This is a genomic window from Sorangium sp. So ce385, assembly GCF_051474135.1.
Taxonomy (GTDB): Bacteria; Myxococcota_A; Polyangia; order Polyangiales; family Polyangiaceae; genus Sorangium; species Sorangium cellulosum_D.
This window is the reverse complement of the sequence record NZ_CP150337.1, coordinates 1,790,514-1,814,393: the sequence shown is the minus strand read 5'-3', so window position 1 is coordinate 1,814,393 and position 23,880 is coordinate 1,790,514. Positions and strand designations below refer to the sequence as shown.

Annotated in this window: 13 protein-coding genes; 5 read left to right on the top strand and 8 right to left on the bottom strand. The window is 71.7% G+C overall.

Annotated elements, in window-relative coordinates:
- Positions 1-2 precede the first annotated feature (2 nt).
- The 3 genes from WME83_RS06650 to WME83_RS06640 form a co-directional block, all read right to left on the bottom strand.
- On the bottom strand, positions 3-743 hold the full coding sequence (locus WME83_RS06650; RefSeq protein ID WP_437321972.1) for a Type 1 glutamine amidotransferase-like domain-containing protein: 741 nt from the start codon (positions 741-743) through the stop codon (positions 3-5).
- 360 nt (positions 744-1,103) lie between these two features.
- Positions 1,104-5,045, bottom strand: coding sequence for a serine/threonine-protein kinase (locus WME83_RS06645; protein ID WP_437318403.1), 3,942 nt, complete (start codon positions 5,043-5,045; stop codon positions 1,104-1,106).
- Between the two features lie 429 nt (positions 5,046-5,474).
- Positions 5,475-7,886 carry a cellulose binding domain-containing protein gene (locus WME83_RS06640; protein WP_437318402.1) on the bottom strand — a complete coding sequence of 804 codons (2,412 nt, stop codon included), beginning with the start codon at positions 7,884-7,886 and terminating at the stop codon, positions 5,475-5,477.
- Between the two features lie 667 nt (positions 7,887-8,553).
- Here WME83_RS06640 and WME83_RS06635 point away from each other — a divergent pair.
- Positions 8,554-9,621 carry a GH12 family glycosyl hydrolase domain-containing protein gene (locus WME83_RS06635; RefSeq protein WP_437318401.1) on the top strand — a complete coding sequence of 356 codons (1,068 nt, stop codon included), beginning with the start codon at positions 8,554-8,556 and terminating at the stop codon, positions 9,619-9,621.
- Positions 9,622-10,018: 397 nt separating this feature from the next.
- A complete protein-coding gene (locus WME83_RS06630; protein ID WP_437318400.1) occupies positions 10,019-11,605 on the top strand; it encodes an SNF2-related protein in 1,587 nt (528 codons plus the stop codon).
- A gap of 779 nt (positions 11,606-12,384) precedes the next feature.
- Here the strand turns inward: WME83_RS06630 and WME83_RS06625 are convergent.
- Positions 12,385-13,197: a hypothetical protein gene (locus tag WME83_RS06625; RefSeq protein ID WP_437318399.1), complete on the bottom strand. Its 813-nt coding sequence runs from the start codon at positions 13,195-13,197 to the stop codon at positions 12,385-12,387.
- Positions 13,198-13,645: 448 nt separating this feature from the next.
- On the opposite strand from WME83_RS06625, the gene WME83_RS06620 reads away from it, so the two are divergent.
- The gene (locus WME83_RS06620) at positions 13,646-14,026 is read left to right on the top strand and encodes a hypothetical protein (RefSeq protein ID WP_437318398.1); all 381 of its coding nucleotides are present in this window, start codon (positions 13,646-13,648) and stop codon (positions 14,024-14,026) included.
- A 31-nt stretch (positions 14,027-14,057) separates the two neighbouring features.
- Here WME83_RS06620 and WME83_RS06615 read toward each other — a convergent pair whose 3' ends face one another.
- From WME83_RS06615 to WME83_RS06605, 3 genes are all read right to left on the bottom strand, one after another.
- On the bottom strand, positions 14,058-15,041 hold the full coding sequence (locus WME83_RS06615; protein WP_437318397.1) for a hypothetical protein: 984 nt from the start codon (positions 15,039-15,041) through the stop codon (positions 14,058-14,060).
- Between the two features lie 292 nt (positions 15,042-15,333).
- On the bottom strand, positions 15,334-16,314 hold the full coding sequence (locus WME83_RS06610; protein ID WP_437318396.1) for a hypothetical protein: 981 nt from the start codon (positions 16,312-16,314) through the stop codon (positions 15,334-15,336).
- Between the two features lie 611 nt (positions 16,315-16,925).
- Positions 16,926-19,394 (bottom strand): ATP-dependent helicase, encoded by a 2,469-nt coding sequence (locus WME83_RS06605; RefSeq protein ID WP_437318395.1) that lies wholly within the window; start codon positions 19,392-19,394, stop codon positions 16,926-16,928.
- A 178-nt stretch (positions 19,395-19,572) separates the two neighbouring features.
- Here WME83_RS06605 and WME83_RS06600 point away from each other — a divergent pair, with 178 nt between their 5' ends.
- Positions 19,573-21,975, top strand: a complete 2,403-nt coding sequence (locus WME83_RS06600) for a D-alanine--D-alanine ligase family protein (RefSeq protein ID WP_437318394.1) — start codon at positions 19,573-19,575, stop codon at positions 21,973-21,975.
- The gene (locus WME83_RS06595; protein ID WP_437318393.1) at positions 21,972-23,174 is read left to right on the top strand and encodes a P1 family peptidase; all 1,203 of its coding nucleotides are present in this window, start codon (positions 21,972-21,974) and stop codon (positions 23,172-23,174) included. The genes WME83_RS06600 and WME83_RS06595 overlap by 4 nt, the downstream gene beginning before the upstream one ends.
- Positions 23,175-23,403: 229 nt before the next feature.
- On the opposite strand, the gene WME83_RS06590 is transcribed toward WME83_RS06595, so the two are convergent.
- Positions 23,404-23,781 carry an STAS/SEC14 domain-containing protein gene (locus WME83_RS06590; protein ID WP_020733235.1) on the bottom strand — a complete coding sequence of 126 codons (378 nt, stop codon included), beginning with the start codon at positions 23,779-23,781 and terminating at the stop codon, positions 23,404-23,406.
- Between the last annotated feature and the right edge of the window lie 99 nt (positions 23,782-23,880).

Genomic DNA, 23,880 nt, shown 5'->3' with positions numbered 1-23,880 from the left:
CGCTACGCACACGTGAGCGTGGGTGGCGGCGCGCCGTGCGCCGCGAACACGCGCGCCTCGCCGGGCCCGATGCTCGAGAGCGCGCTGCCGTCGAAGGCAAACCCAGCGCCCTCCGAGATCGCCAGCACCTCGACACGACGCGCGCTGGAGAAGGCGCGCAGCGCCGGCTCGTCCGTCGGACGGTAGTGGCACCACACGGCGCGCCCCCCGAGCACGTTCAGCCCGGACTCGTCGCTCAAGTCAATCTCATTGCGATCCAGGTGGGCGCACGTGCCGATGTCGGCGCCGAGCACGATGGCCCCCGCGCTGCCTCCGTAACATGGCAATCCGCTCTCGATGGCGCGCACCAGCAGCGCGGCCAAGCCGGTGGCGCGCAGGCGGCTCAACAAGAGATACGTATTCCCGCCCCCCAGGAAGACACCGTCGTAGGCGTCGAGCGGCTGCGCGGGGAGCTCGACCGCGGCCAGCGTGTCCACGCGTCGCATGCCGTGCGCGGACAGGGTCTCCTGCGCCCAGCGCGCGAGCTCCGGCGCGCTCGGATCGCGCCGCGCCCAGGGCAGATTGAGGATTCGCCCGCGCTTGCCGACGCGGCCGGCGAAACGATCGAGCACTCGGGCTTCGTCGGCCGCCGAGCCTCCGCCTCCCACGACCACGTGCCAGGGCGTCCGTTCGTTCATGGCGCGGTCGATCGGGCTACCCTCAATGCGGGTCGACCGTTCATTTCGTATACCCTCCCTCCGCATCCTCAGCAAGCTCGTCGGCTGCTCGTCATTCGATCTCGGGGGGTCCCCCTGCGCGCAGGCGGATGCTCCTCGCCAGGTCCTCTGCCCGCGCACGGTGGAATCGCGATCATCGCGGCTGTAGGCGTGCGCCCACGCGTGCGCCGCAGAACCCGCAGCGCGCCAGCTCGCTCAGAAGCCAGCCTGCCGGGCGCGCTTCCGCTCGCGCGGGCCGTCCGCCGTTGCGGCGAAGCGGAAGAGCTTCCTTTGCGCGTTTGAAGATCGCGTGATTGACAATCGCGGGACGCACGCCGGCCAAGCTCCGCGGGACTCTTTCATCTCTCCTGCGTAAAGTCGATGGCCCAGAGAGCCGAGATCGTCGGCTCACCGCGCCGAGACGCCCTCGTCGAGCCATTCCCGCGCGCGCTGGAGCGTGCGGGCGTTCTCCTCGATGCCCTGAAGAAAACGCTCGCGCAGCGCGGCGTCGTCGATTTGGGCCGCGGCGTCGAGGAGCCTCGCGCGGGCGCGGGCGATGGCGGACCGGGCCGCCGGGAGATCGCCGGCGGCGAAGAGCGCCTCGGCGTGCACGAGGCGGGCGAGCGGCTCCCCCGCCTCGACCGTGCCCAGCGCGTCAGCGAGCGCGGTCGCCGTGCCCGCCTCGACGAGCGCCTCGGCGACCCGGCCGCCCGCGAGAAGCACGGCGGCCAGGCTCGCCCGCGCGAGCACGAGTATCGGCCACCCCTCCAGCAGGTCGATCGCGCGCCGCGCCTCGGCCTCGGCCCGAGCGAGATCGCCCGCGCGCTGCAGGTAGCGCGCGTGGACGGCGCGCGATGTACCGGCGCACCGCCGATCGCCCAGCGCCTCGAAGAAGGCGATGGCCTTCTGCAGGACCTCGCGCGCCTCGTCGAGCGCGCCGATGCGGAAGAGGGACCCGCCGAGGAAAATCCACGCCAGGGCCATGTAGCCCTCGAGGCCCATGCGCTCGGCGTCGGCGAGCGCGGCGCGGAGGCGCGCCGCCGCCTCGGCGTACGCGCCGAGCAAGTGCTCCTGCACGCCGAGCTCCATCCGGCAGAAGCAGGCCTGGCGCAGGTTCCCGGCGCGCTCGTAGGCAGCGACCGAGCGCTCGAGCCAGGTTCGGCCGGAGGCACGGCGGCCGGCGTACATCGCGCGGTAGGAGCGCTCGCGGAAGACCGCCCCGCAGACGGCGGGGTCGCTCTGGAACCGCTCGGCGACGGCGTCGATCCGGGGCTGAAGCGGCGCAGCGTGCGCGCTCTGGCCGTTGACGGCCATGAGGGTCGCCGTCGTCGCGGCCGCCGTCACCAGCGCGCCGGTCACCGCCTCCCCGTCCCAGGAGTCCGCGAGCTCACGCGCGAGCGCGGCGAGGCGGTCGTGCTGCGCCAGCGAGCACATCGCGTTCGCCGCCTCGGACACGGCGGCGTACCAGGACGCGCTGCGCCGGGGCAGCGCCTCCACGGCCATGGTGGCCCAGCGGGCAGCCTCGGCGCCCTCGCCGCGCCAGTTGTGCGCCCCGGCCCGGTACATGAAGACCTCGCCGCGCGCCTCGCCGTCCACCCCGAGCTCGAGGGCGCGCCCGGTCCACGAGAACACCGCGGCGAGGTCGTTCGCCGCGAGCGCCTGCGCCGCGGCGCGGTGGTACCAGGCGGCGGCGCGCAGCGGCTCGCCGCCCCGATCGAAGTGCTCGGCGATCACCGCGGCCGAGGGCTCGCCGGCGCGCTCCAGCCACTCGCCCGCGAGCCGGTGGCCGAGCGCGCGGTCGTGGTCGGTGAGCATCCCGTAGGCCGCCTCGCGCACGAGGGCGTGGCGGAAGACGAGCTCCCGCTCGCCCTCGAACCTCGCCTCGTCGCGCGCGTTGATCCACTCCAGCCCCTCGAGGCGCTCGAGGTGCTCGGCGATGCCCGGGGCGCCGTCAGGGCCGCCGAGCAGCGCCTCCACCGCGCCCGGCCAGAACACCCGCCCGAAGACGCTCGCCGCGCGCAGCACCTGCCGCGCGGCGCCGTCGAGGCGCTCCAGCCGGGACTGCACCATGGCCAGCACGGTCTCCGGGAGCGCGTCCGGGCTCCCCTCGGCGGTCGCGCGGATGAGCTCTTCCAGGTAGAACGCGTTGCCGTCGGACTGCGCCACGAGCCGCGCCACGGTGTCGGCGCTCACGCGATCGCCGAGGACCTGCCGCACGAGCCGCTCGCTGGCCCGGGCGCTCAGCTCCTTCACGCGGAGCTCCTGGAGATCCCTGCCGTCCCAGAGCCCGGGGAACAGCGCGTGCACCTCGGGGCGCGCCAGGGCGAGCACCAGCAGCGGCCGGTCGTGGAGCTGGCGCAGGGCGTCGTTGACGAGCTGGACCGTGGGCAGGTCGCCCCAGTGCAGGTCCTCCAGCACGAGGAGCAGCGGCTGCGCGGAGCACGCCGCGGCGGCGAAATCGAGCCAGGCCCTGCGCATCTGGTCGCCGCGCACCCGGGCGTCGCCGCGGGCGACGCGCAGCGGCGTGCTGTCCTCGTCGGGGAACGGCGTGCCGAGCAGCTCGCCGAGGAACTCCGCCACCCGCTGCGCGTCCTCCCGGGGCGCTCGCTCGGCCACGCGCGCGCGCAGCTTGTCCCGGCGCGCCTCGAGCGGCTCGCCGTCGCGGATGCCGCACGCGCCCTGGATCGCCTGGCGCAGCATGCCGAACGCGGCGCCCTTGCGGAGGGGGTCGCCGCGGCCGATCCAGACCGCGACGGGCTCCTCGCGCAGGCGGACGCGGCGGACGATCTCGTAGGCGAGGCGCGACTTGCCCACGCCGGCCGGCGCGGTGACGAGCACCGCGCGCGCCCGCGGCTCCTCGATGCACCTGGCGAGCAGGCCCTCGAGCGTCGCGATCTCCCAGTCACGCCCGACGCAGGCCGTGGGCCTGCCGAGCAGCACGCGCGCGCCCCTGGCGAGCGGCTCCTCGCCGAGGAGCCACAGGCCCGCCTCGGTCTCGGCCACCTCGAAGCGGGCGTCGAGCAGCCCGGCGGTCACCTCGTCGATGGCGATGGGCGCCCCGCGCCCGGCGGCCGGCGGAAGGGCGCCCGGCAGCGCCGGCCCGGGTTGCGCCAGCATCATCGGCGCCAGCATCCGGGCGGCGCGGTCGATGAGGTCGCCGGCGGGCAAGCCGCCCGTGACTTCGACCCGGCCGGTGGTGAGCGCCACGGGCCGGCCCCCGCCGGCCGCGCGGAGCATGAGCGCGCAGCGGGCTGCCTGCGCCGACTGATCCGTGGCGACGCCGCCTCCGAGGAGGGTCACGAGCATCGATCCGTCGGCCAGCAGCTCGAGGCACGCCCCGATCGCCTCGACGTCCCGGCGCAGATCCGGCGACACGGCCGCGGTCTGCGTCTCGGCGTCGGGGCTCGCCGGGTCGGGGGAGAGCCGCGGCGCCGGCGCCATCAGCGCCACCGAGAGCACGCGGCGCTCCTTGCGGGTGAGCGCGGACGGGCGGCGCGTGTCCGGCGGCGCCGGCGGCGGCGACGGCGGCGAGGCGCCCAGGGCCGCGAGCGCCGCGACGACCTCCGCGCCGTCGCGGGGGCGGTGGTCCGGGCTCTTGGCGAGCATCCGGGCGCAGAGCGCGTCGAGGGCGGGCGGGATGTCGGGGCGCAGGGTGCTCGACCGCGGGACCTCCTCGAACAGGATCTTCGCGAGGACGGCCATGAGGCTCGCGCCGGAGAAGGCCGGCTGGCCGGTGAGGCACTCGAACAGCACGCAGCCCAGCGCGAACACGTCGGCGCGCGCGTCGATGTCCCGCCCGCTCCGGGCCTGCTCCGGAGCCATGTACGCCGGCGTACCGAGGAGGACGCCTGACCGGGTGAGCCGCGTGGCCGTGTCCAGCCCGGCGATCCCGAAGTCGAGCAGCTTCACGCGCGCGACGTCGCGGTCCACGAGGAACAGGTTGCCCGGCTTGAGGTCGCGGTGGACGACGCCGCGCGCGTGGACCGCCGCGAGCGCGGCGGCGACGCGCGCGGCGAGCGTGATGGCCTCGTCCACGGGGAGCGCGTGGCGTCGAAGCCGCTGCTCGAGATCCTCGCCCTCGAGCCACTCCATGGCGAGCCACGGCGCGCCCGAGGCGTCGAGCCCGTGCGCGACGTGGCGCACGATGCCGGGGTGCGACAGGTCCGCGAGCACGCTGGACTCGCGAGAGAAGCGCAGGTCGTCGCCGGCGCCGCGCTCGTCGAGGAGCACCTTGACGGCGACGGCGTCGCCCGAGCGCCGATCCACGGCGCGGAAGACGGCGCCCATGCCGCCCGCGCCGGCCCGGCTCACGATCTCGAATCGCCCCCCGAGCACGTCCCCTCGCTGCATCGGCCCCGAGTATCGGCGCGCCCGGCGGGAAAAGTCCATGGCGAGCGCCGGGGCGCCGCCCGGCTGGGACCTCCGCCAGCTCCATAGCGATGGCGAGACGGGAACGACAGCAAGGACGGAGTTGACCAGCGGCGGAGATACGAGTGCGGGCCGACCGGAGCCGCAGGCGGCCACGGCGGCGGGGAGGGCGACGTTCGCGAAGAAAGGAGCGACGATGAAGCGGGGCGTGGCGTCCCCCGTTCGGCGCGCGACTTCGCCGAACGGAGGGACGATGGAAGCGGGCGGCGGGGGTGCTCCTTAAGGGGGCTTAAAGCGATGATGGCCCCGGCGTGCCTATCGTGATGAGTCGCTCGGCGCGCCGACCTGCGCGCGGAGCCCGGCGCGCCCCGGCTCGGCCTCGATCCGGGCCGGGGGCGCGCCGACGTCGGCTCACGGAGCGAGCGCCGTCTTGTCGAGGCGACCGAAGTCCCAGACCACGGAGGAGCCAGGACCGTAGTCGACCCGCACCGGCTCCTGCGCGGCGAGGCGGTCGAAGGCGGCGCGCGGGAGCACGAACTGGACGGTGTGGAGATCGCCGTTCGGATGGTGCGCTCGGATGCTCCGCTCGGCGCCGACGGTGAGCACCAGGCCCGTGGCGCGGAGGTCGAAGAACTCAGCGCTGGTGAGCGTGATCTCGACGGCGTCGGGGCCGCTGATCTTCATGCTCTTGATGGCGTTGCCGGCCGTGATCCGCCGCGGCGCGGGGGCGGTCGCGCCGGCGGCGCGGGCGATGGACATGGGCGGCGCCGCGCTCGACGCGACGGGGGCGAGCCGCGCCGCAGCCGCCGGCGCTTCGGTGGTGGCGCGCGTCGCGCGGAGGTTCGCCACGAACACGCTGTTTCCGTTGAGCGGGGTGGTGAAGGTCAGCCGAGCCCCGCGCACCGAATCGAGCGTGGCGCCGGTGAACAAGGACAGCGGGATGCGCGCGGTCGGCAGCGTGCTGCCGCCGCGCGGCGGCGGGCCGAGCTCCAGGTAGTCGCCGATGGCGACGGCGCTCGACCGGGTATCGTCGGCGTTCACGAGCTCCACAAGGAACGACACCTCGGCCGGGTCGGAGCCCCAGCTGCGGTCGGCGCGGAGATCGAGATAGTCGTACCCCGTGAGATCGAAGCCCGTGCCGACGGGGGACCAGTTCGACTGGAAGAACGTCGAGCTGCCCTCGACCACGTCGTGGATCCAGGCGCCCGAGTGCGAAGGATCGTGTCCGCTCAGGGAGATGTGCTCCACCGTGATGGTGCCGCCGGTGGTGTTCGGCAGGCCGTAGGAGCTCGTGCCGGTCGGGCTGATGAAATCCTCGAGCAACAGGCTGTCGGCGGAGTCGCCGCCGGGGTGATAGCCGCGGCGAACGCGGTAGGGGACGTTCGGGAACGGGAAGGCGGGGTCGAACAGGGCGTTCGCGGCCTCGTCGCGGTCGTCGCCCACGTTGGCGGTGAAGAAGGAGACGGCCGCGAGCCGACCCGTCTCGCGCTGCGCCGGCGACCCGTACTCCGTCGGGTCGAAGAGCGCCTCGTGGTCGATGCAGCCCGTGATCCCGCCGCCGTTCGCGTCCGCGAGCTGCCACTCGCTGTTGTAGTAATTGTGATTGGCGCCCCACACATGATAGAAGGACTTGAAGAGCGGCTCCGGCTCGGGGATGCTCATCATGCGATCGAACGGGCGCAGCCCGGGCAGGTCGCTCAGGTCCCAGTCGCAGGCCGGCAGGATCACGTTCCAGGCCGTCTGGTCGGCGTTCAGGCGCTGGCCGTTCTGGCCCTGATCGGTCGGGCCGATCTCGAAGATCCCGCGGATGCTCACCGGGCTCTCGATCAGCGCGGGCCACGGGCTGCCGCTCCGGCGGTATTCGTTGTAGGCGAACCGCACGCCCTCGCCGCCGCGCGAGTGCCCGAGCAGCCCGACCTGGTCGAAGTCGATGCGATCGTGCAGATCCACGCCGAGCGCCGTGGGGGTCGCCTCGGCGCCGCTGTCCCAGCGGCTCAGCCGCTCCAGGTGGCGGAGCAGCAGGCGCCCGCGCGGCCCGATGACCAGCTCGTCGCTCGGCGAGCTCGAGGCGGCGTGGATGCCGCGGTTCGTGTTGATGGACACCACGAAGTAGCCGCGCGCGGCGAGGTCCGTGGCGATGTAGTCGTAGCCGCGGTGGTTGGGGACGACGACGTAGTTCGCCGGGCACGTCCCGGTCGCGGCATACTGGTTGTTGTTGTCCACCCGCGGGTTCTGGCCCGTGCCGCAGGTGGGGTGGTTCCCGTGCATGAACACGAGCAGCGGATACTGCCGGCCTGCCTCGAGGCTCGCCGGGCGGTAGAAGGACGCCCAGAGCTCGGTCGCGTAATCAGGGCTGACCATCGCGTCGACCGCGGCCGGGAACTTGTACTCTGCGATCGCCACGCCGTTGCCCATCGGGGGCAGGTCGCTGCTCACCGACAGGAGGACCGGCTGGATCCCCGGGCTCGGGATGTTGGCGCAGAAGCCGAGCTGGACGTTGCCCGACGCAGGGATCGCGGCGTTGTTGCCCTGAGGGGTGACCGTGATCTGACCCGTGGTTCCGCTGAACGTGCCGTTCCAGCTCGAGAAGATGGCGCCCGAGCCGACGTCGAGCCCGACGCTCCACGTCCCCGTCGTGGCGCTCGCGTGCTGGTTGCTCACGGTGATGCTCGCGCAGTACCCCTGCCCCCACTGCGAGTCGATCACGAGATTGGCGCTGATCCCGTTCGCGCCCTGCAGCGCGGCCTGGGATGTGCCGATCGGCTCCGTCGAGCCGTCGCCGCATGCCGGCACGAGCGCCAGCGCTGCAGCGGCTACCCACATGTCCCATCTGCTCTCGAGGTTGTGCATAGATCTTACCCAAGTTGATGGCAAAGCGCCCCATCGTCGCGCCCTGGTTCGGCAGGGCGACGACGCGGCTGGCCCTCGGCTCCGCGAGGGAGGCGTCCAGCGAGCGCGGACACGGAAACGACGATGCCCTCCTCGCGAGGGCACAGGAACGATAAGCCCGCCGAACCGGTCACCCGTGTTGTTAGACGCGAATTTTCGTCTCGTCAATGGGCGCGCTACGCCCTATTCCCGGCATTCGCCATCTTGGCCTGCGCGCGCGACGCGCGACGCTATCGTGTGAAATATCGTAAAGAACGATGAAGTTGATTCATCCCCTTCCCACGAGAGCTCCCTGCGCCGCCGGCGACTCTGGTGGATGGTTCGACGGGTCGAGCAACAGGCTCAGCGGCTGCCGACCGGTCTTCGCGCGAGCGGCGCGCCGTAGCGCGCGGCGCTGCTCCCACGCGAGGACGCAGAGCGTCAACATCGACGGAGCGACGTCGGGTTCGCGAAGCTGCTGGTTCGAAGCACGCCGCACTTTTAGAGCGGAGCGGTGACGCCGTCGCTGTTGCTGAAAACGTTCAAGCCGCGCGCTGCTTTTTGGCAAAGCGGCGTCACCGCGCGCCGCCGTGCGCCGGTATTCAGGTGTATGTTCCGCGGCATGCAAGCGCTTACCCTGACCAAGTCTTTCGCACGGCTCTCGCTGGCGGCGACCCTTGTCGCGGGTTGCTCTGGTTCTTCTGACCCCGGAGACGACGGCGGAGCGACCGGCTCCGGCGGGCTGCCGGGCGCGAGCGGCTCGACGAGCGGCGGCGCGGGCAGCGGCGGCGGCTCGATGGGCGGCACCGGCGGCACGAGCGTCGGGACCGGCGACGCGAGCGGCGGCACCGGCGGCGCGGGCAGCAGCGTCGGCACCACGGCGGGGACGGGCGGCGGCGGAGCGGCAGGTACCGGCGGCGGCGGCGCGGGCGACGGCACCGGCACGGGCGGCACCGCGAACCCGGGCTCGGGGCTCGGCACCGGCACGATGGAAGGGTCGGGCAGGTCGAGCGAGCGGTACGAGACGGGGCTTGTCTCGCGCAATGGCACGCCGTACGTGCTCATCACCAACGGCTGGGGCCCCGGGTTCGACAGCCACACCGTCTCGTGGGAAGGCACGTCGTTCACGGTGGAGAGCATGAGCGGCTCTGCCGGCTCGATGGGGCAGCCCGCCTCGTATCCGACCGTGTTTTGCGGCCGCTACTCGGTGAGGGAGGTGCCCGATTGCGGGTTGCCGGCGCCGAGCGCCTCGATCACGAGCCTGCGCACCGGCTGGCGCTGGGCCAAGAACGGCAACGAGGGCCAGTACAACGCCGCGTACGACATCTGGATGGGCAACGGGACGCAGCTCCAGGGCTACCTCATGGTGTGGCTGCGCGATCCGACGCGCTTTCAGCCCGCCGGGCAGCCGAACCCCGCGCACCAGGGCGTGACGGTCGCGAACGTCCCCGGCACGTGGAACATCTGGAACGGCATGGTGAACGGGCTGCCGATCACGAACTGGGTGCGCGCCGAGGGCAACGACAGCTACGAGATCGAGTTCGACGTGATGGACTTCGTGCGCGACGCGCAGACGCGCGGGCTCAGCGTGCCCGGCAACCAGGTGAACGCCGTCGCCGTCGGGTTCGAGATCTGGGAGGGGCCGATCACGAACCTGCAGAGCGTCGATTTCTACGTCGACGTGAACTGAGGTGGACTGACGTGAACTGACGTGGACCGAGCGCGCGCTTTTGCCGAAACCGGCGGCAGGAGGCGGGGCAGACGCGGGTGGGAGGGCTAGCAAGCTCCCCCGCGGCGCTGGCTCGCAGCGGCGGCCGCCCACCGTACCCGCGCGCTGGTCCCGAGCGGGTTCCTCCAGGCGCGTTCGCGGGGGCCACACGTGGCGCCCGGCCGGCCCAGCGCGCTGGCTGGGGAGGCTCGCCGCCTCGCCATGAAGGCCGATTCCTGCGCAATCGCGCGGCCGCGCTGGTATCAGGGCCGTCATGACGACGATGCGCGCCAAACGAACGGTCTCGGCCCCTCGTAGAGCCCCCAGCGCGGCCGCTCCAGCGGTCGCTGCTCCGCGTACGGCGCCGGAGCGAGCCCATGTGCTCGACGTTCCGTTCGCGATGCGCGCGGTCGCGTCCGCGAGCGGCGCGCGCTGGGACGCGGCGCACGGCGTGTTCGTCGCTCGCGCAGAGACGCTCCCGCCGGCCCTCGCGCCGTTCCGCGCCGCGCCATACTCGTGGGAGCGACGCATCGAGCGCGAGCTCAACGACGACCCAGCGCCCGCGCCGGCCGCCCCCGCGGGGGCGATCGTCCTCCGCCCGCACCAGCTGGACGGCGTGCGGGCCATCGCCGCCGCGAAGGCCGAGGGGCGCGCCGGGTTCCTCCTCGCCGACGACGTCGGCCTCGGCAAGACGATCACCGCCTGGGCCGCGGTCCTCCGGATGCCGGACGTCGCGACGGTGCTGATCGTCTGCCCGCTCGCCGTCGTCGCGCACTGGCGCCGCACGGTCGAGGCGATGGGCGACGCAGGCAAAGAGATCGTTATCGTCAATTATGATCGGCTCGGCAAGCTCTTCGAGGTGACCCCGGAGGCGCGGCGAAGGATCCGATCGAAGAAGGGCCTCGCGCGCGCCGGCAGCGCCGCGGAGTTCGACGCGGTGATCTGGGACGAGAGCCACCGCTGCAAGAACCCGGCGGCGGCGCGCTCCAAGCTCGCGGTGAAGCTCAACGCACGCGCAGGGTTCGTGCTGTGGCTCTCGGCCACCGCGGGGCAGAATCCGCTGGAGCTATCGTATCTCGCGCCGCTCCTGGCGAGCGCGACCGGGAGCCGCTCCGCGGATCTCAAGGACTTCGAGCAGTGGTGCGAAGGCCAGGGGCTCGGGGTCACGCGCGGCGCGTTCGGCAGGTGGGACTGGCGCGGCGATCCGGCGGACTGCGAGAAGGTGCGCGCGCTCCTGTTCGACGGCCGTCCCGCGGTGGGGATGCGGCGTCGCCCGGAGGACGTGGCCGGCTGGCCCGAGATCAACCGCATCCTCACCCCCATCGAGCTCGACGCCTCCGCGCGCGAGCTCTACGCGCGCGCGTGGACCGCGTTCCGCCGGGAGATGGAGCTCGTGCCGAAGGGCGCGAACCCGAGGTCGGCCCTCGCCGCGACGCTGCGCCTGCGGCAGAAGAGCTCGCTCATCCGCGTGGCGGGCACCGTGGAGCTCGTGCGTGAGCTGCTCGACAACGGGCATCAGGTCGCGGTCTCCGTCGCCTTCCTGGAGACGCTCGAGGCCGTGCAGGCCGCGCTGGCCCGCGAGCGCGTCCCGTGCGCGCTGATCCACGGCGCGATGCCGGCCGGCGAGAAGGAGGCCGAGCGCCTCCGCTTCCAGCGCGGCGAGCCGCGCGTCGCGCTCTTCACCGTGGAAGAAGGGATCTCGCTCCACCAGGGAGAGCACAACGAGGTCCCGCGCTCGGAGGTGATCCACGATCTGCGGTGGTCGGCGATCCAGATGGCGCAGATCGAGGGCCGCTGCCACCGCGATGGACGTTTTGCGCAGGTCTACTGGGCCTATGCCGACGGTACCGTCGAAGAGAAGATCGCCGCGATCGTGTGCCGCAGGATCCAGTCGATGAAGGCGATGGTCGGCGATGACGTCGAGACGATGCACGAGATCGAGCGGCTGCTCGCCGGAGCCGATTGAGGCGCGCCGTGCAGTGAAGCCGTGGTCGAGGGGCTGATGAAGCTCGTCAGCGGTGGAGTCGCCGCCGGAGCGGCTACCGGCGTCGGCCGTGGCGGAGGGGGACGGCCCGGCGTCGGCCGTGGCGCCGGACGATGGCCGAGGATCGACCGTGTCGCGACGTCGCCGGTGTGCGCGTCCACGGCACGACGCGCGAAGTGCCGCGCGAGGTGTTTTGGGCAGCTGGACGGCTCGCCTCCCAGGGAGGCTACAGCTGGAGGTCCCCGACCGAGCTCCTGCAGCTTCTCCTCGTCCTCCTGCCCCCGGTCGTACGGTAGAGGCCAGCATCATCTGGCACCTTCACGCGCAAAGGCCGAGGTACGCGGCTTGCGTCCAGATACCCATGCGAACCATCCAAACGTTCCTCGTCATGCTCTCTCTGTCTGGGGTCGCGCTGTGTGTTGCCTCATGCGCCACACCAACGATAGAACCAAGGTCGGAGACGGAGGACACCGCACAGACCAGCGAACCAGAACCTGACCATGCAACACCTGACGATGAAGAACCGAAGAGCGACTCCGAAACAGCAGAAGCAAGCAGCGCGCTCAAGGTCATCCGCTGCAAGAAAAGCGAGCGCGGCGAAGAGTGCATGGAGCGGTGCGCCGAACAAGGAATTTCCTGCGCGGCCGGACGCCGCCATCCCTACATGCGCAATGTAGGCCTTGGACTGCTAGGACAGTGCAGATCAGCCTTCAGAGTCAACTGCTGCTGGTATTATTATAAAAATGGACACGTCTGTAGGTTCATCGGGAATCTTCATCTCTGCCTGTATCAGGGTGGACGTCATGATTGAGGGCGCGCACGTTCGACTCGAATTCGTACGAGATGCATTTCCAGTCCGGGCCGACTAGGGACTCCATGCACCGAAGAGCGAGCGGGTACAGCTCGGGCGACCGCTCGCCGCCCGAGAGCGCTGCGGCGCCCAGCACATGAAGCCGGTGCATCCGCTGGACGTCCTCCAAGGTGATGGCCGTAGGTCCCTGCATGCGGCCGTGTACGTGCTCCATCATCGCCCACTGGACGGCGGCCATCGTGTTCTCCCACGCTGAGGGGCTGACCACGAGTTCGGCATCGCCGCGCTCGAGCGCGTCCGCCAGGATGCGGATATAGCCGACTGCGTAGACCTCGGCACTAGACGCCCAGTCGAGCTGATCCTCCAGGTGTTCCTGGTCGTCTCGGTCGGCTTCGTCCGTGGAGAGTCCCGGATCGAGCAGCGACTCTATGCACTGAAGAGCTAGCGGGTGCAGCTCGGGCGGCCGCTCACCGCCCGAGAGCGCCACGGAGCCGAGCACGTGGAGCCGGCGCATCCGCTCAACGTCCTCCAGGGTGATGGTCGGTGGCCATGTCGCGCGCCCGTGCACGTGCTCCATCATCGCCCACTGGACAGCGGCCATCGTGTTCTCCCACGCCGAGGGATCCACCCCGAGCTCGGCATCGCCGCGCTCGAGCGCGGCGGCGAGGTTGCGGATGTAGCTGACCGCGCAGGCCTCGGCGTTGGCCGCCCAGTCGAGCTGATCCTCTAGGTCTTGCTCATGGGGTCGATCAGAGTGGGCCATGCGCGAAGTCTACTCCAGCCTCACGAATGTGGAGCAGCGCCCACACGGATGGCCCCGGGCTCGCGCTCCAGGCGTCGACGCTGGCGCGCTCGCTGAGCTCGCCGAGCGCCGGCCGTGCCGAGGCGTGACCTGAGGCTGCCGGCTCCGTTCAGCGGGTGCCACAGCTGCGCACCGACGCCGAGCTCGGCGTCGCTCCGCTGCGGAATGGCGTGTTCGCCCATGCGTCTCCTGGCTGCTCATCGGGCGCGCAGCTCGCGTTCCCGACGGAAACACCGGAAGCGCTAGGAAACAAAGCGATTGCAGGTAATGGGGCACGTGCTTGACGTCGAGCCGTCCAGTTAACATGAATCGCCGTGATTTCCCCGTGCTCCTTTTTATTCGGGAGACCAGTAGCTTCGCTGTGCTCGTACACGGGCACACACCGATCTAAACTGTAGAGGAGGCGCAATTGGACAAGGAAGACGCAGCTCGACTTGAATCCATGGAGATCGCTGCGGCACTATTCAACGGGATCGGATATCTGCAAATGCTCGTGTGGCGCTGCTTCGCGGCAAGGCACGAAGCAAACATGATCGATGGTCTCGTTCGGCTTGAATCTGCGTTGCTCAAGACCATCGAGATGCGTGCTCTCGGATCCATGCAGGGAGGACCGCAGCATGTTACTCACGAGGATGTTGAACGTTTGCAGAGATTGACCGTGCTCGTGTCACAGTGGCGAGCAGGCGAAGAACTGTCGCCGGAAATCGAGCCGCTCGCCCGTCAGCTGTTCGTGATCGTCGGTGGCAATGCCTCTGATCTGCCTGCTGGAAGCGATGCGGATCCGCCCTGATCCGGCCAGACCCGTAACCGACCTCCCCGGCTCACCCCGGGCACGCCGCGTCGCACCCCTTGCCGCCGCAGTCCACGCCGAGCTCGTCGCCGTTCTCCACGCCGTCCTTGCAGCTGGGCTCCTCGCACGCGCCGGCCCAGCAGACGCCGCTCGCGCAATCCTCGCCGGACGTGCAGCCGCCGCCGTCAGGGCAGCGGCGAGGGCACGCGCCGCTGCAGTCCACGCCGGTCTCGTCGCCGTTCTTCACGCCGTCGTTGCACGTCGGCGCCTTGCAATGCGCCATCGTGCAAACCCCTGATTGACAGTCCGTCCCGGCGTCGCAGGGATCCCCATCCCTGCACGGCGCGCAATCCCCACCACAGTCCTGAGCGGTCTCTCCGCGCCCGGCATCGAACACCATGTTGACGCAGTGGGGCGGGACGCAGAACACCCCGTCACACGCCAACCCTGCAGCGCAGTGCAGCGTAGGGTCGTCGTGGAGGCACTCGACGCACCGCCCCTCATGGCACCGCCCCGAGCCCGAGATCGGGCAGATCACCCCGTCGAGCAGCGCGTTGAGCGGCCGATCATAGTCGCAGAGATCGTTCGTGCACTGGTTGCCGTCGTTGTACACGTCGTACGCCGGCACGCTGACCACGCGCCCCTCCTCCGTGCACTCATCCTGCTTGCAGTCGCCGCGGAGCTGCGAGGCGAGCCGACCCGGCTTGATGTCGAGCTCACACTTGCCCTCGGCGCAGCGCCCCGCCCCGCACCGCGGATCCGGCGGACCGGGGCACTCCGCGTCGGTCTCGCACTGCGCCGAGGGATCCACCACGCCCGCGCACTCCACCGTCCCCTCCGCGCACTCGTCGCAGGGCCGGCACATCAGGAAGCAGCCCGGCTCCTCCTCGCCGCGCGCGCAACAGACCACCTTGCCCGGCTCGGCGCACTCGCAGCGCTCGTTGATGCACACCGTCCCCGGCGCGCTCTGCCCCTCGGACTGGCAGTCGTCCGTGGTCGCGCAGTCGCCCCCCACGTACGGCTCGTCACCACACGCGAAAGAAAGCGCCACACCCGTGAGAAATAAAAAGCTCCCGATACAAAGCTTGACAGAGCGCATCGTGCGTCCAGTCCTCCGGCACAAGGCTGGGCAGCCGGCAGCCCCGGCGGCCCCAATCCGCCGGGAGAGTCGTGGCCTGTTCCTCGAACGGGCTCACTATGCCGCGCTCGGCCCGCGGCCGTCACGCAAGTTTTCGCCAGTGAGCGGCGCGCGGACGCCGCCGTCCGGTCACGCGCGGGTCAGGCCAGGATCGATGTCGAATGGGTGGTTAGAAGACGCCGCTGACCGTAAAGCCATCCGCGGACACCCGCACATCGGCCTGAGCGCGCGGGTAGAACGTGTATCCGAGCGTGACCGCCAGGACCGCGCCTCCGGTGATGAGCCCGGCCACCCCGAGCTGCCGGAAGGTGCGCATCTCGCCGTGGGCGGCGGCGGCTTGCTGGCACATCGGCCAGCGCACGCGGAAGCAGCCGTTCGGCCCCGCGGCGCGGGCGGCGGCGAGGACCGCCTCCTCGCGCTTCTCGGCGCCGACGAGCAGCACGCCGCCGGCCGCCGCGAGGGTGGCGGACAGGCCGAGGCCGCCCGTGACGAGGGTGCCGTCGGGCCTCGGCCGCGCCGGCGGAGGCGGCGGGGGGCTCGTCGGCGCCGCGCGCGGGCCTTCGGGGGGCGGCTGTTCGGCCGGCGGCGGGGGGAAGGTGAGCCTCACTTCGCGCGTCTCGCCGCGCGGGACGTCGACCTCGGCCGAGGCCGTCTTGCCGTCCAGCGCCGCGCGCACGACGCGGCGCCCGGGCTCGACGGGGACGGGCGCGTCGCCCTCGATCTCGGCCGGCGCGCCATCGATGGTGACCGTCGCGCCGGCGGGCGCGAGGATGCGGAGCTCGCCGGCGAGCTGGCGCGCGCGGGCGAGGTCGACGAGCCGCGACTCGTAGAGCGCGCGCTCGTCGGGGGTCCGCGGCGCGCGCATGATCTCCTTGCAGAGCGACAGCCAGCGCACGGCGGCCGGCATGTCGCCGATCCGGAACGACAGCGCGCCGATGTTGCAGGCCGCCACCTGGGAGCGCTCGAGCTTCCACACGGCCATCCACAGCTCGCGCGCGTCGGCGAGCCGCCCCTCGTCGACCGCGGTGTGCGCCTGCGCCACGAGCCGGTCGCGGGCGCCGGACGGCGGCGCGGCCGCGGCGCCCGCCGAGGCGGAGAGGAGCGCGGCGGCAGCCGCCGACGCGACGGCACGACGGATGTTCCTGGGCATGGAGACGACCCTCCTCGCGCCTGGCTCGACGTCGCGCGAGCGCCGCGGAGCCGGCAGCCAGGGCGCGCAGGGGCTCACGTAGCAGAAGGATCGCGGCCGCGGAAGCAGCGGCGGCGAGCAGTGGGGTCGGCCCCCGGCGGAGCTGGGCGTGCAGGGGTGGGTCCGGAGCCATCGGTCTCCCCGCGCGAGGCCTACCCCTGCAAACGTGACGAGGAGCGCATCCAGGAGTTGGCGGACGCGATCCACGGGTAGTGCTCCAATTTGTCCGGAGAGAATTCACATGAAGGCGGGAAGATCATTGATGTTTTCTTCCCGTCTTCCCGCCTTCATGTTCAATTGTGAGCACTGCCGATCCACGAGCGCTTCAAGGCCCAAGATCCCGTCTCCGCGACTCCGCGGGCCAAAGCCGAGATCGACGAAGCGCTCCACGTCGCGACGCTCTGAGGCCGTCATCCCACGGCAAGGAGTCGTCGTCGTACAGTCTGGAAGCCATCATTGTCGGGGCCGAGCACCACCGTCATGAGCCTGGGCCCTGTCGTCATTCGACCGGAATCCGTCGGCACCCGGCCGGCGACCCGTCGTCATTCGGCCGGAATCCGTCGGCACCCGGCTCACGACCCAGCCCGCAAGAACGCCGCCTTGATCCGCTTCTTCCCCCACCCCGAGAACTTCACCGTCGCGATCGGATCCGCCCCCGGGTCCACGCTCTCCACCACGCCCGGCCCGAACCGCTCGTGGAACACCCGCATCCCGCGCCGCAGCGCCACGCCCTCGCCGCCCTCGCCCCCCGCGTCGACCGCCTCCCGCTCGACGTACCGCTCGCCCGGCGCCCGCTCGACCCGGTCCACGGCGCGCGCCGCCGGCGCCCTCGCCGCCTCGCCGTCCCGCCCGAACCGCGACCACGCGAGCCGCTCCTCGGGCTGCGCCGCGGGCCTCCGGCCCTCCCACGAGCCCCGCCCCTCCCACGCGCGCTCCCCGGAGCCGCCGAACCTCCCCCCCGACGCCGCGTACCCGCCGCCCCCGACGTCCACCCGCCGCTGCGCCATCATCGACGTCGGCGTCGCCATCGGGCGCACCGACGCCGGCGGGAGATCCGCGAGGAACCGGCTCGGCAAGCAGTAACGCGTCTGGCCGAAGATCGCCCGCCGCGCCGCGTGCGTGATCCAGAGCCGCTCCCGCGCCCGCGTGATCGCCACGTACGCGAGGCGGCGCTCCTCCTCGATGTCGCCCTTGCGGTTCGGATCCTGGCTCCGGAACGGGAACAGGTCCTCCTCCATGCCGGTCAGGAACACCGCGTGGAACTCCAGCCCCTTCGCCGCGTGGATCGTCATCATCGCGACCTTCGGCATGTCCACGAGCGCGTCCACGTCCGACACCAGGCTCACCCGCTCGAGGTAGCCCTCGAGCGTCGCGTCCTCGCCGGCGGCGATCGCCTCCTGCTCGTAGTCCACGATCGACTGCACGAGCTCGCGCAGGTTCTGGAGCCGCGCCTCGGACTCGACGCTCTCGTCCTGCTCGAGCATCCGCGCGTAGCCCGACCGCGCGAGCACCTCCTCGGCGAGCGCGCTCGGCGACGCGCTCCTCGCCTCGGTCCTGAGCCCCTGGATCAGATCGCGGAAGCCGAGCAGGCTGCGCTTCGCCGCCGTGGCGAGCGGCTCGAGCTTCGCCCCCGGCATCGCCGACGGCGGCACCCGCCCCTCCACGATCGGATCGATCGCCTCGAAGAGCGACACGCCGAGCAGATCCGCCGCCTGGATGAGCTTGTCCACCGTGCTCTGGCCGATCTTGCGCGCAGGCACGTTGATGATGCGGTTGAGATCCACGTCGCTGCGGGGGTTGGCCACGACGCGCAGGTACGAGAGCAGGTTCTTCACCTCCGCCCGCTCGAAGAAGCGCGTGCCGCCGATGATCTGGTACGGGATGCGCGCCTCGCGCAGCACCTCCTCGAGCACGCGCGACTGCGCGTGGATCCGGTAGAACACCGCGATCTCGTTCGGCGACACCCCCTGCGCGATGAGCTCCTTGACGCACTCGACCACCCACGCGGCCTCGTCGTGCTCGCTGTCGGCCGCGACCACGTCGATCGGCGGGCCGTCCGCGTTCGCCGTCCAGAGCTCCTTCGGCTCGCGGTCCGAGGCGTGGCGGATCACGCCGAGCGCGCCGCGCACGACGTGCCCGACCGAGCGGTAGTTCTGCTCGAGCTTCACCACCGTCGCGTGCGGGAAATCGCGCCGGAAGCCGCGGACGATCCGCACGTCCGCGCCGCGCCACCGGTAGATGCTCTGGTCGTCGTCGCCGACCACGCAGAGGTTGTCGTGGGCCTTGCAGAACGCCCGGACGAGCCGGTACTGCACCTGGTTCACGTCCTGGAACTCGTCGACGAGCACGTGGCGGAAGCGCGCCCGGAGATCCTCGCCGGCGAAGCTCGTCGGGTCCTCCGCGATGCGGAGCACGGAGAGCAAGAGGTCGTCGAAGTCCACCGCGTTCGCCGCCTTGAGGTGCCGCTCGTACGCCTCGAAGCACCGCGCGATGGCGTCGTCGAAATAGCCGTTCCGCTCGAACTCGCCGGGCCCCCGCCCCTCCTGCTTCTCGGCGTGGATGCGCGAGAGCACCTGGCGCGGCGGGTAGCGCCGCTCGTCGAGGTTGAGCTCCTTCAGCACGCGGTTCATGACGGCGCGCTGGTCGTCGTCGTCGTAGATGATGAAGTTCTTCTCGAGCCCGGCCGCTTCGTGGTGCCGGCGCAAGAGGCGCGCGCACACGGCGTGGAACGTGCCGACCCAGAGATCCTTCACGATGTCGGGCCCGATGAGCCCCTCCAGCCGGCGCTTCATCTCGGTCGCCGCCTTGTTCGTGAACGTCACCGCGAGGATCCGGTAGGGCGGGACACGGTGCGTCACGATGAGGTTCGCGATCCGGTACACGATGACGCGCGTCTTGCCGCTCCCCGCGCCCGCGAAGATGAGCAGCGGCCCCGCCGCGTGGCGGGCCGCGCGCGCCTGCGGCTCGTTCAGCTCCTCGTCGGGGAGGCCAGGCTCGGGCGGCGGAGAGCGGTCGGCGTCGGGTGCGGCAATACGATCCACACGGGGTCGCTAGCACGACCATCGCGCGAGCGGGAGCCCGGCCAGCCCGGAGACCGCCGCGCCGTTGCCCCGTTTTTTCCGCCGCAAAAAAGGCGCGCTCGCCGTAATCTGCCCCGCGCGTGCGCCGCCGACAGGGCCCAGGGACGACGCGGCCCGGACGGGCGGCACAGGAGAGATCATGCGCATCGCGCTCACGCACAACCTGAAGATCACGGGGTCCGCCGAGGAGGCGGAGTTCGACAGCCCGGAGACGATCGCCGCCATCGCCGGCGCGCTCGAGCGGGCCGGGCACGAGGTGGAGCGGATCGAGGTCAGCGGGCCGGCCTCCCGGGTCCTGGCGCGGCTCGAGGCGCTCCAGCCGGACCTCATCTTCAACACCGCCGAGGGCCACAAGGGCAAGACGCGCGAGGCGTTCTATCCGTCGCTCTTCGACGAGCTCGGCATCCCGTACACCGGCTCCGACGCGTACACGCTGAACGTCGCGCTCGACAAGTCGCTCACGAAGCGCGTGCTCGCGAGCTACGGCGTCACGACCCCGCGCGCCCGACTCGTCAACCGCACCACCCTGGAGAGCGGCGCCCTCGACGACGTGAGCTTCCCGGTCATCGTGAAGCCGAACTTCGAGGGCTCCTCGAAGGGCATCCACCGGGAGTGGAGCGTCTGCGAGGACGCGCACCACCTCGCCGAGGTGGTCGAGCGGCAGCTCGCGCGCTTCGAGGCGGGGCTGCTCGTCGAGCACTACATCGCCGGCATCGACGTCGCGTGCGCCTTCGTCGACGGCCTCAAGGAGGCGAGCGGCGCGCGGCCGAGCGCCGCGGGCATCCCCGAGGGGGTGCTCACGCCCATCGAGTTCGTGATCGATCCCCAGGTGGCGGGCAGGCACAACGTGTACGACTTCAACCTGAAGCACGCGAAGCCCGAGCACGTCACGCGCCGGCCCGCGCAGCTGCCCGCGGCGACGATCGAGCGCATCCGGTCGCTCACCGCGCGCATCGTGCGCGCCCTCGACCTCAAGGACCACGCGCGCTGCGAGTTCCGGGTCACGCCGTCGTCGGCGCGCGGCCTGGACCACGACGTGCACTTCCTCGAGGTCGACGGGCTGCCCACGCTCCAGCCGGGCGCCAGCGTCTTCGTGGCCGCGGCGCAGCGCGGCGTCGACTTCGACGGCGTGATCCGGGCCATCGTGAGGAGCGCCTGCAAGCGGCGCGGGCTGCTGCCGCTCCTGGAGAGCAACCCGCCGCGCCGGGCGAAGCGGACCGCGCTCCGCGTCGGCTTCACCTACAACATGAAGCGGAGCGACACGGCCGCGACCGACGGGGGCTCCGGCAAGGGGGCCGGGAGCGCCGCGTACGACTCCGAGGCCGAGTTCGACTCGCCGCGCACCATCCAGGCGATCGCGAGCGCCATCGAGAGCTACGGCCACACCGTGGTCCCGCTCGAGGCGACCCCGGATCTGCCGCGCGCGCTCGCCGCCTCCGGGGTCGACGTCGTCTTCAACATCGCCGAGGGACTCCGCGGCCGCGGCCGCGAGGCGCAGGTCCCGGCGCTCTGCGAGCTGCTCGGCATCCCGTACAGCGGCTCGGACGCGACCACGCTCTCGCTGGCCCTCGACAAGGGGCTCACGAAGCAGATCCTGCGGGCCGCCGGCATCGAGACGGCCGAGTGGCAGGTGGTCACGACCGGGCGCGAGAAGCTGAAGCCGTTCCGCTACCCGGTGATCGTGAAGCCCAACGCCGAGGGGACCTCGAAGGGGATCACCTCCGCGTCCGTGGTCAAGGACGAGGCCGCCGCGCGCGCCGCGGCGAAGCAGCTGGTCGATCGCTACCACCAGCCTGCGCTCATCGAGGAGTACATCACGGGGCGCGAGTTCACCGTGGGCCTGCTCGGGGAGCGGCGGCCGAAGGTGCTGCCGCCGATGGAGGTCGTCTTCGTCGACCCGCCCTCCTACCCCGTCTACGGCTACGACGAGAAGCAGTCGGACACGCCGCGGGTGCGCTTCGAGTGCCCTGCGCAGCTCACGCCGTCCGAGCTCCGCCGCATCGAGAAGGTCGTGCGCGACACGTTCGCGGCCCTCGCCTGCCGCGACGTGGCCCGGGTCGATCTGCGCATGACCAAGGACGGCCGGGTGTACGTCATCGAGATCAACCCGCTGCCCGGCCTGACCCCCGACTTCAGCGATCTCTGCGTGATCGCGAAGGTGGCGGGGATGGATTACCGCATGCTCATCGGCGAGATCATGGCCGGCTGCCTCAAGCGCTACCGCGACGCCCGCGCCGCGGCGCCGCAAGCCGCGGGCGCAGCGGCGCCGCACGCCGCGGGCGCAGCGGCGCCGCACGCCGCGGGCGGCCTCGCCGCCGCGGCCCCCGCCGCCGCGGGCGCGGCGGGCGCCTCGCCGGCGTCCGAGCCGGCCCCGCAGGCCGCGCCGGCCTCGCAGCCCGCGCCGGCCGCGCCGGCCTCGCAGCCCGCGCCGGCCTCGCAGCCCGCGCCGGCCCCGCAGGCCGCGCCGGCGCCGTTCGCGGCGGAGCCCGCGCCGCCGTCGTCCGCGGCCTCGGCCGTGGAGCGCGAGGTCGCCGGCCCATGAGCGCGCCCTCGATCTCGATCAGGCGCCCTCGGCTGCGCGATCTCGGCGTCGCGATCGGCCGCTTCCCCACCGGTCCCGAGAACGCGATCACGGACGTCGCCGGCGTTCGGGTCCACCACGTGACCAAGATCGAGGGCGACGGCGAGCTCCTCCCCGGCATCGGCCCGGTGCGCACGGGCGTCACCGCGGTCATGCCCGCCGACGGCGACATCTTCCTGGATCGGGTCTTCACCGCCAGCTACGTGCTGAACGGCGCCGGCGAGGTGACCGGCCTCGCGCAGATCAACGAGTGGGGCCTCTGCGAGACGCCGATCCTGCTCTGCAGCACGCTCTGCGTCGGCCGCGTCCTCGACGCGACCGTCGCGTGGCTCTCGCAGCGCCATCCGAAGATCGGCAAGGAGTACGACGTCGTGATCCCGGTCGTCGCCGAGTGCGACGACAGCTACCTCAACGACGCCGTGGGGCGGCACGTGACGCAGGCCGACGTCGACGAGGCGCTCGACGGCGTCCGCGGTGGTCCGGTGGCCGAGGGGTGCGTCGGCGCCGGCACGGGCATGCAGACCTTCCATTTCGCGGGCGGGATCGGCACCTCGAGCCGCTCGGTCCCGGTCGGCGGGGTCGACTCCATGGTCGGCGCGCTCGTGCTCTCGAACTTCGGCGATCGCGAGCTGCTCCGGGTCGACGGCGTCCCGGTGGGCCGGCTCATCAGCGATCGCTTCAACCACGTCCCGCGGCGGGGCCCTGCCGGCTCCATCATCGTGCTCGTCGCCACGGACGCCCCGCTCATCCACCGCCAGCTCGCGCGCCTCGCGCGCCGCGCCGCGCTCGCGATCGGTCGGACGGGCGGGTACGCGGCCAACAACTCGGGGGAGATCGTCCTCGCGTGGAGCACCGCGAACCGGGTGCCCCGCGTCGCCACCGAGCAATGGAGCGCCCCGCGGTCGAGCCGCTCGCTCAGCGTGCACCCCCTCGCGCCCGGGCGGCACATGGCCGAGCTCGTCCTCGACACCGAGCTCGACGGCCTCTACGAGGCCACGGTCGACGTGGTGGAGGAGGCGATCCTCAACGCCATGTGCGCGGGCGTGGACATGACCGGCCACAGCGGTCACCACGCGCCCGCGTTGCCGCTCGACGCCGTGGCCGAGGCCCTGAAGCGGTACCGGCCGCCGCACCCGTGCGATCCGCCACCGCTGCGCTAGCCCCACGCACCAGGGGTCCGGCCAGGGTTCCGGAGCGAGATTTCAACGCCAAGACGCCAAGGCGCAAAGACGCAAAAAAGCCTGAATTTATTGTTTTTTTGCGCCTTTGCGCCTTTGCGTTGAAATCTCTCCGCTCGCGCGGCAGAGCCCTGGCAGGACTTCTGCCCCGAGGTGACCGGGCGCTGCCCTGACGATCGGCCGCCCGCCGCGCTGTTCGGGGTCGCCCGCGCTATTCGGGGTCGCCGTGGAGCAGCCACTCGTGGGCGGCGTCCTCGTCCCAGAAGCGCCGGAGGACCTTGTCCGTGCCGCTCTCGCGCGCGACGCGGTTGAGCTGGAGCGCGACGATGTCGCTCTCGATGATCTCGGCCACGCGCATCACCCCGAGCTCCAGCCCGAACTCCTGGACCGCGCGGATCTTCTCCGCCACCTCGGGGGACATCGGCCGGAAGCCCCGCACATCGGCCTTGATCTTGATCTCCCGCCCCTGGAGGCCCTCGCACGCCTTCCTCAGCTCGCTGACGAAGTTCTCCATCTCTTCGAGGCGGACGCGCCCCTCGAGGACGAAATCCACGATGGAGTGGATCCGGTCGACTTTGATCTCGAACACGTTGGGGGACCTCCTGCCGATTCCCGAAGGGGCGGGATGGGGCCGCGTAATCATACTCCGGATCGCGCTGGGCGAGCCCCGGGATCGCGCCGCGCGCGC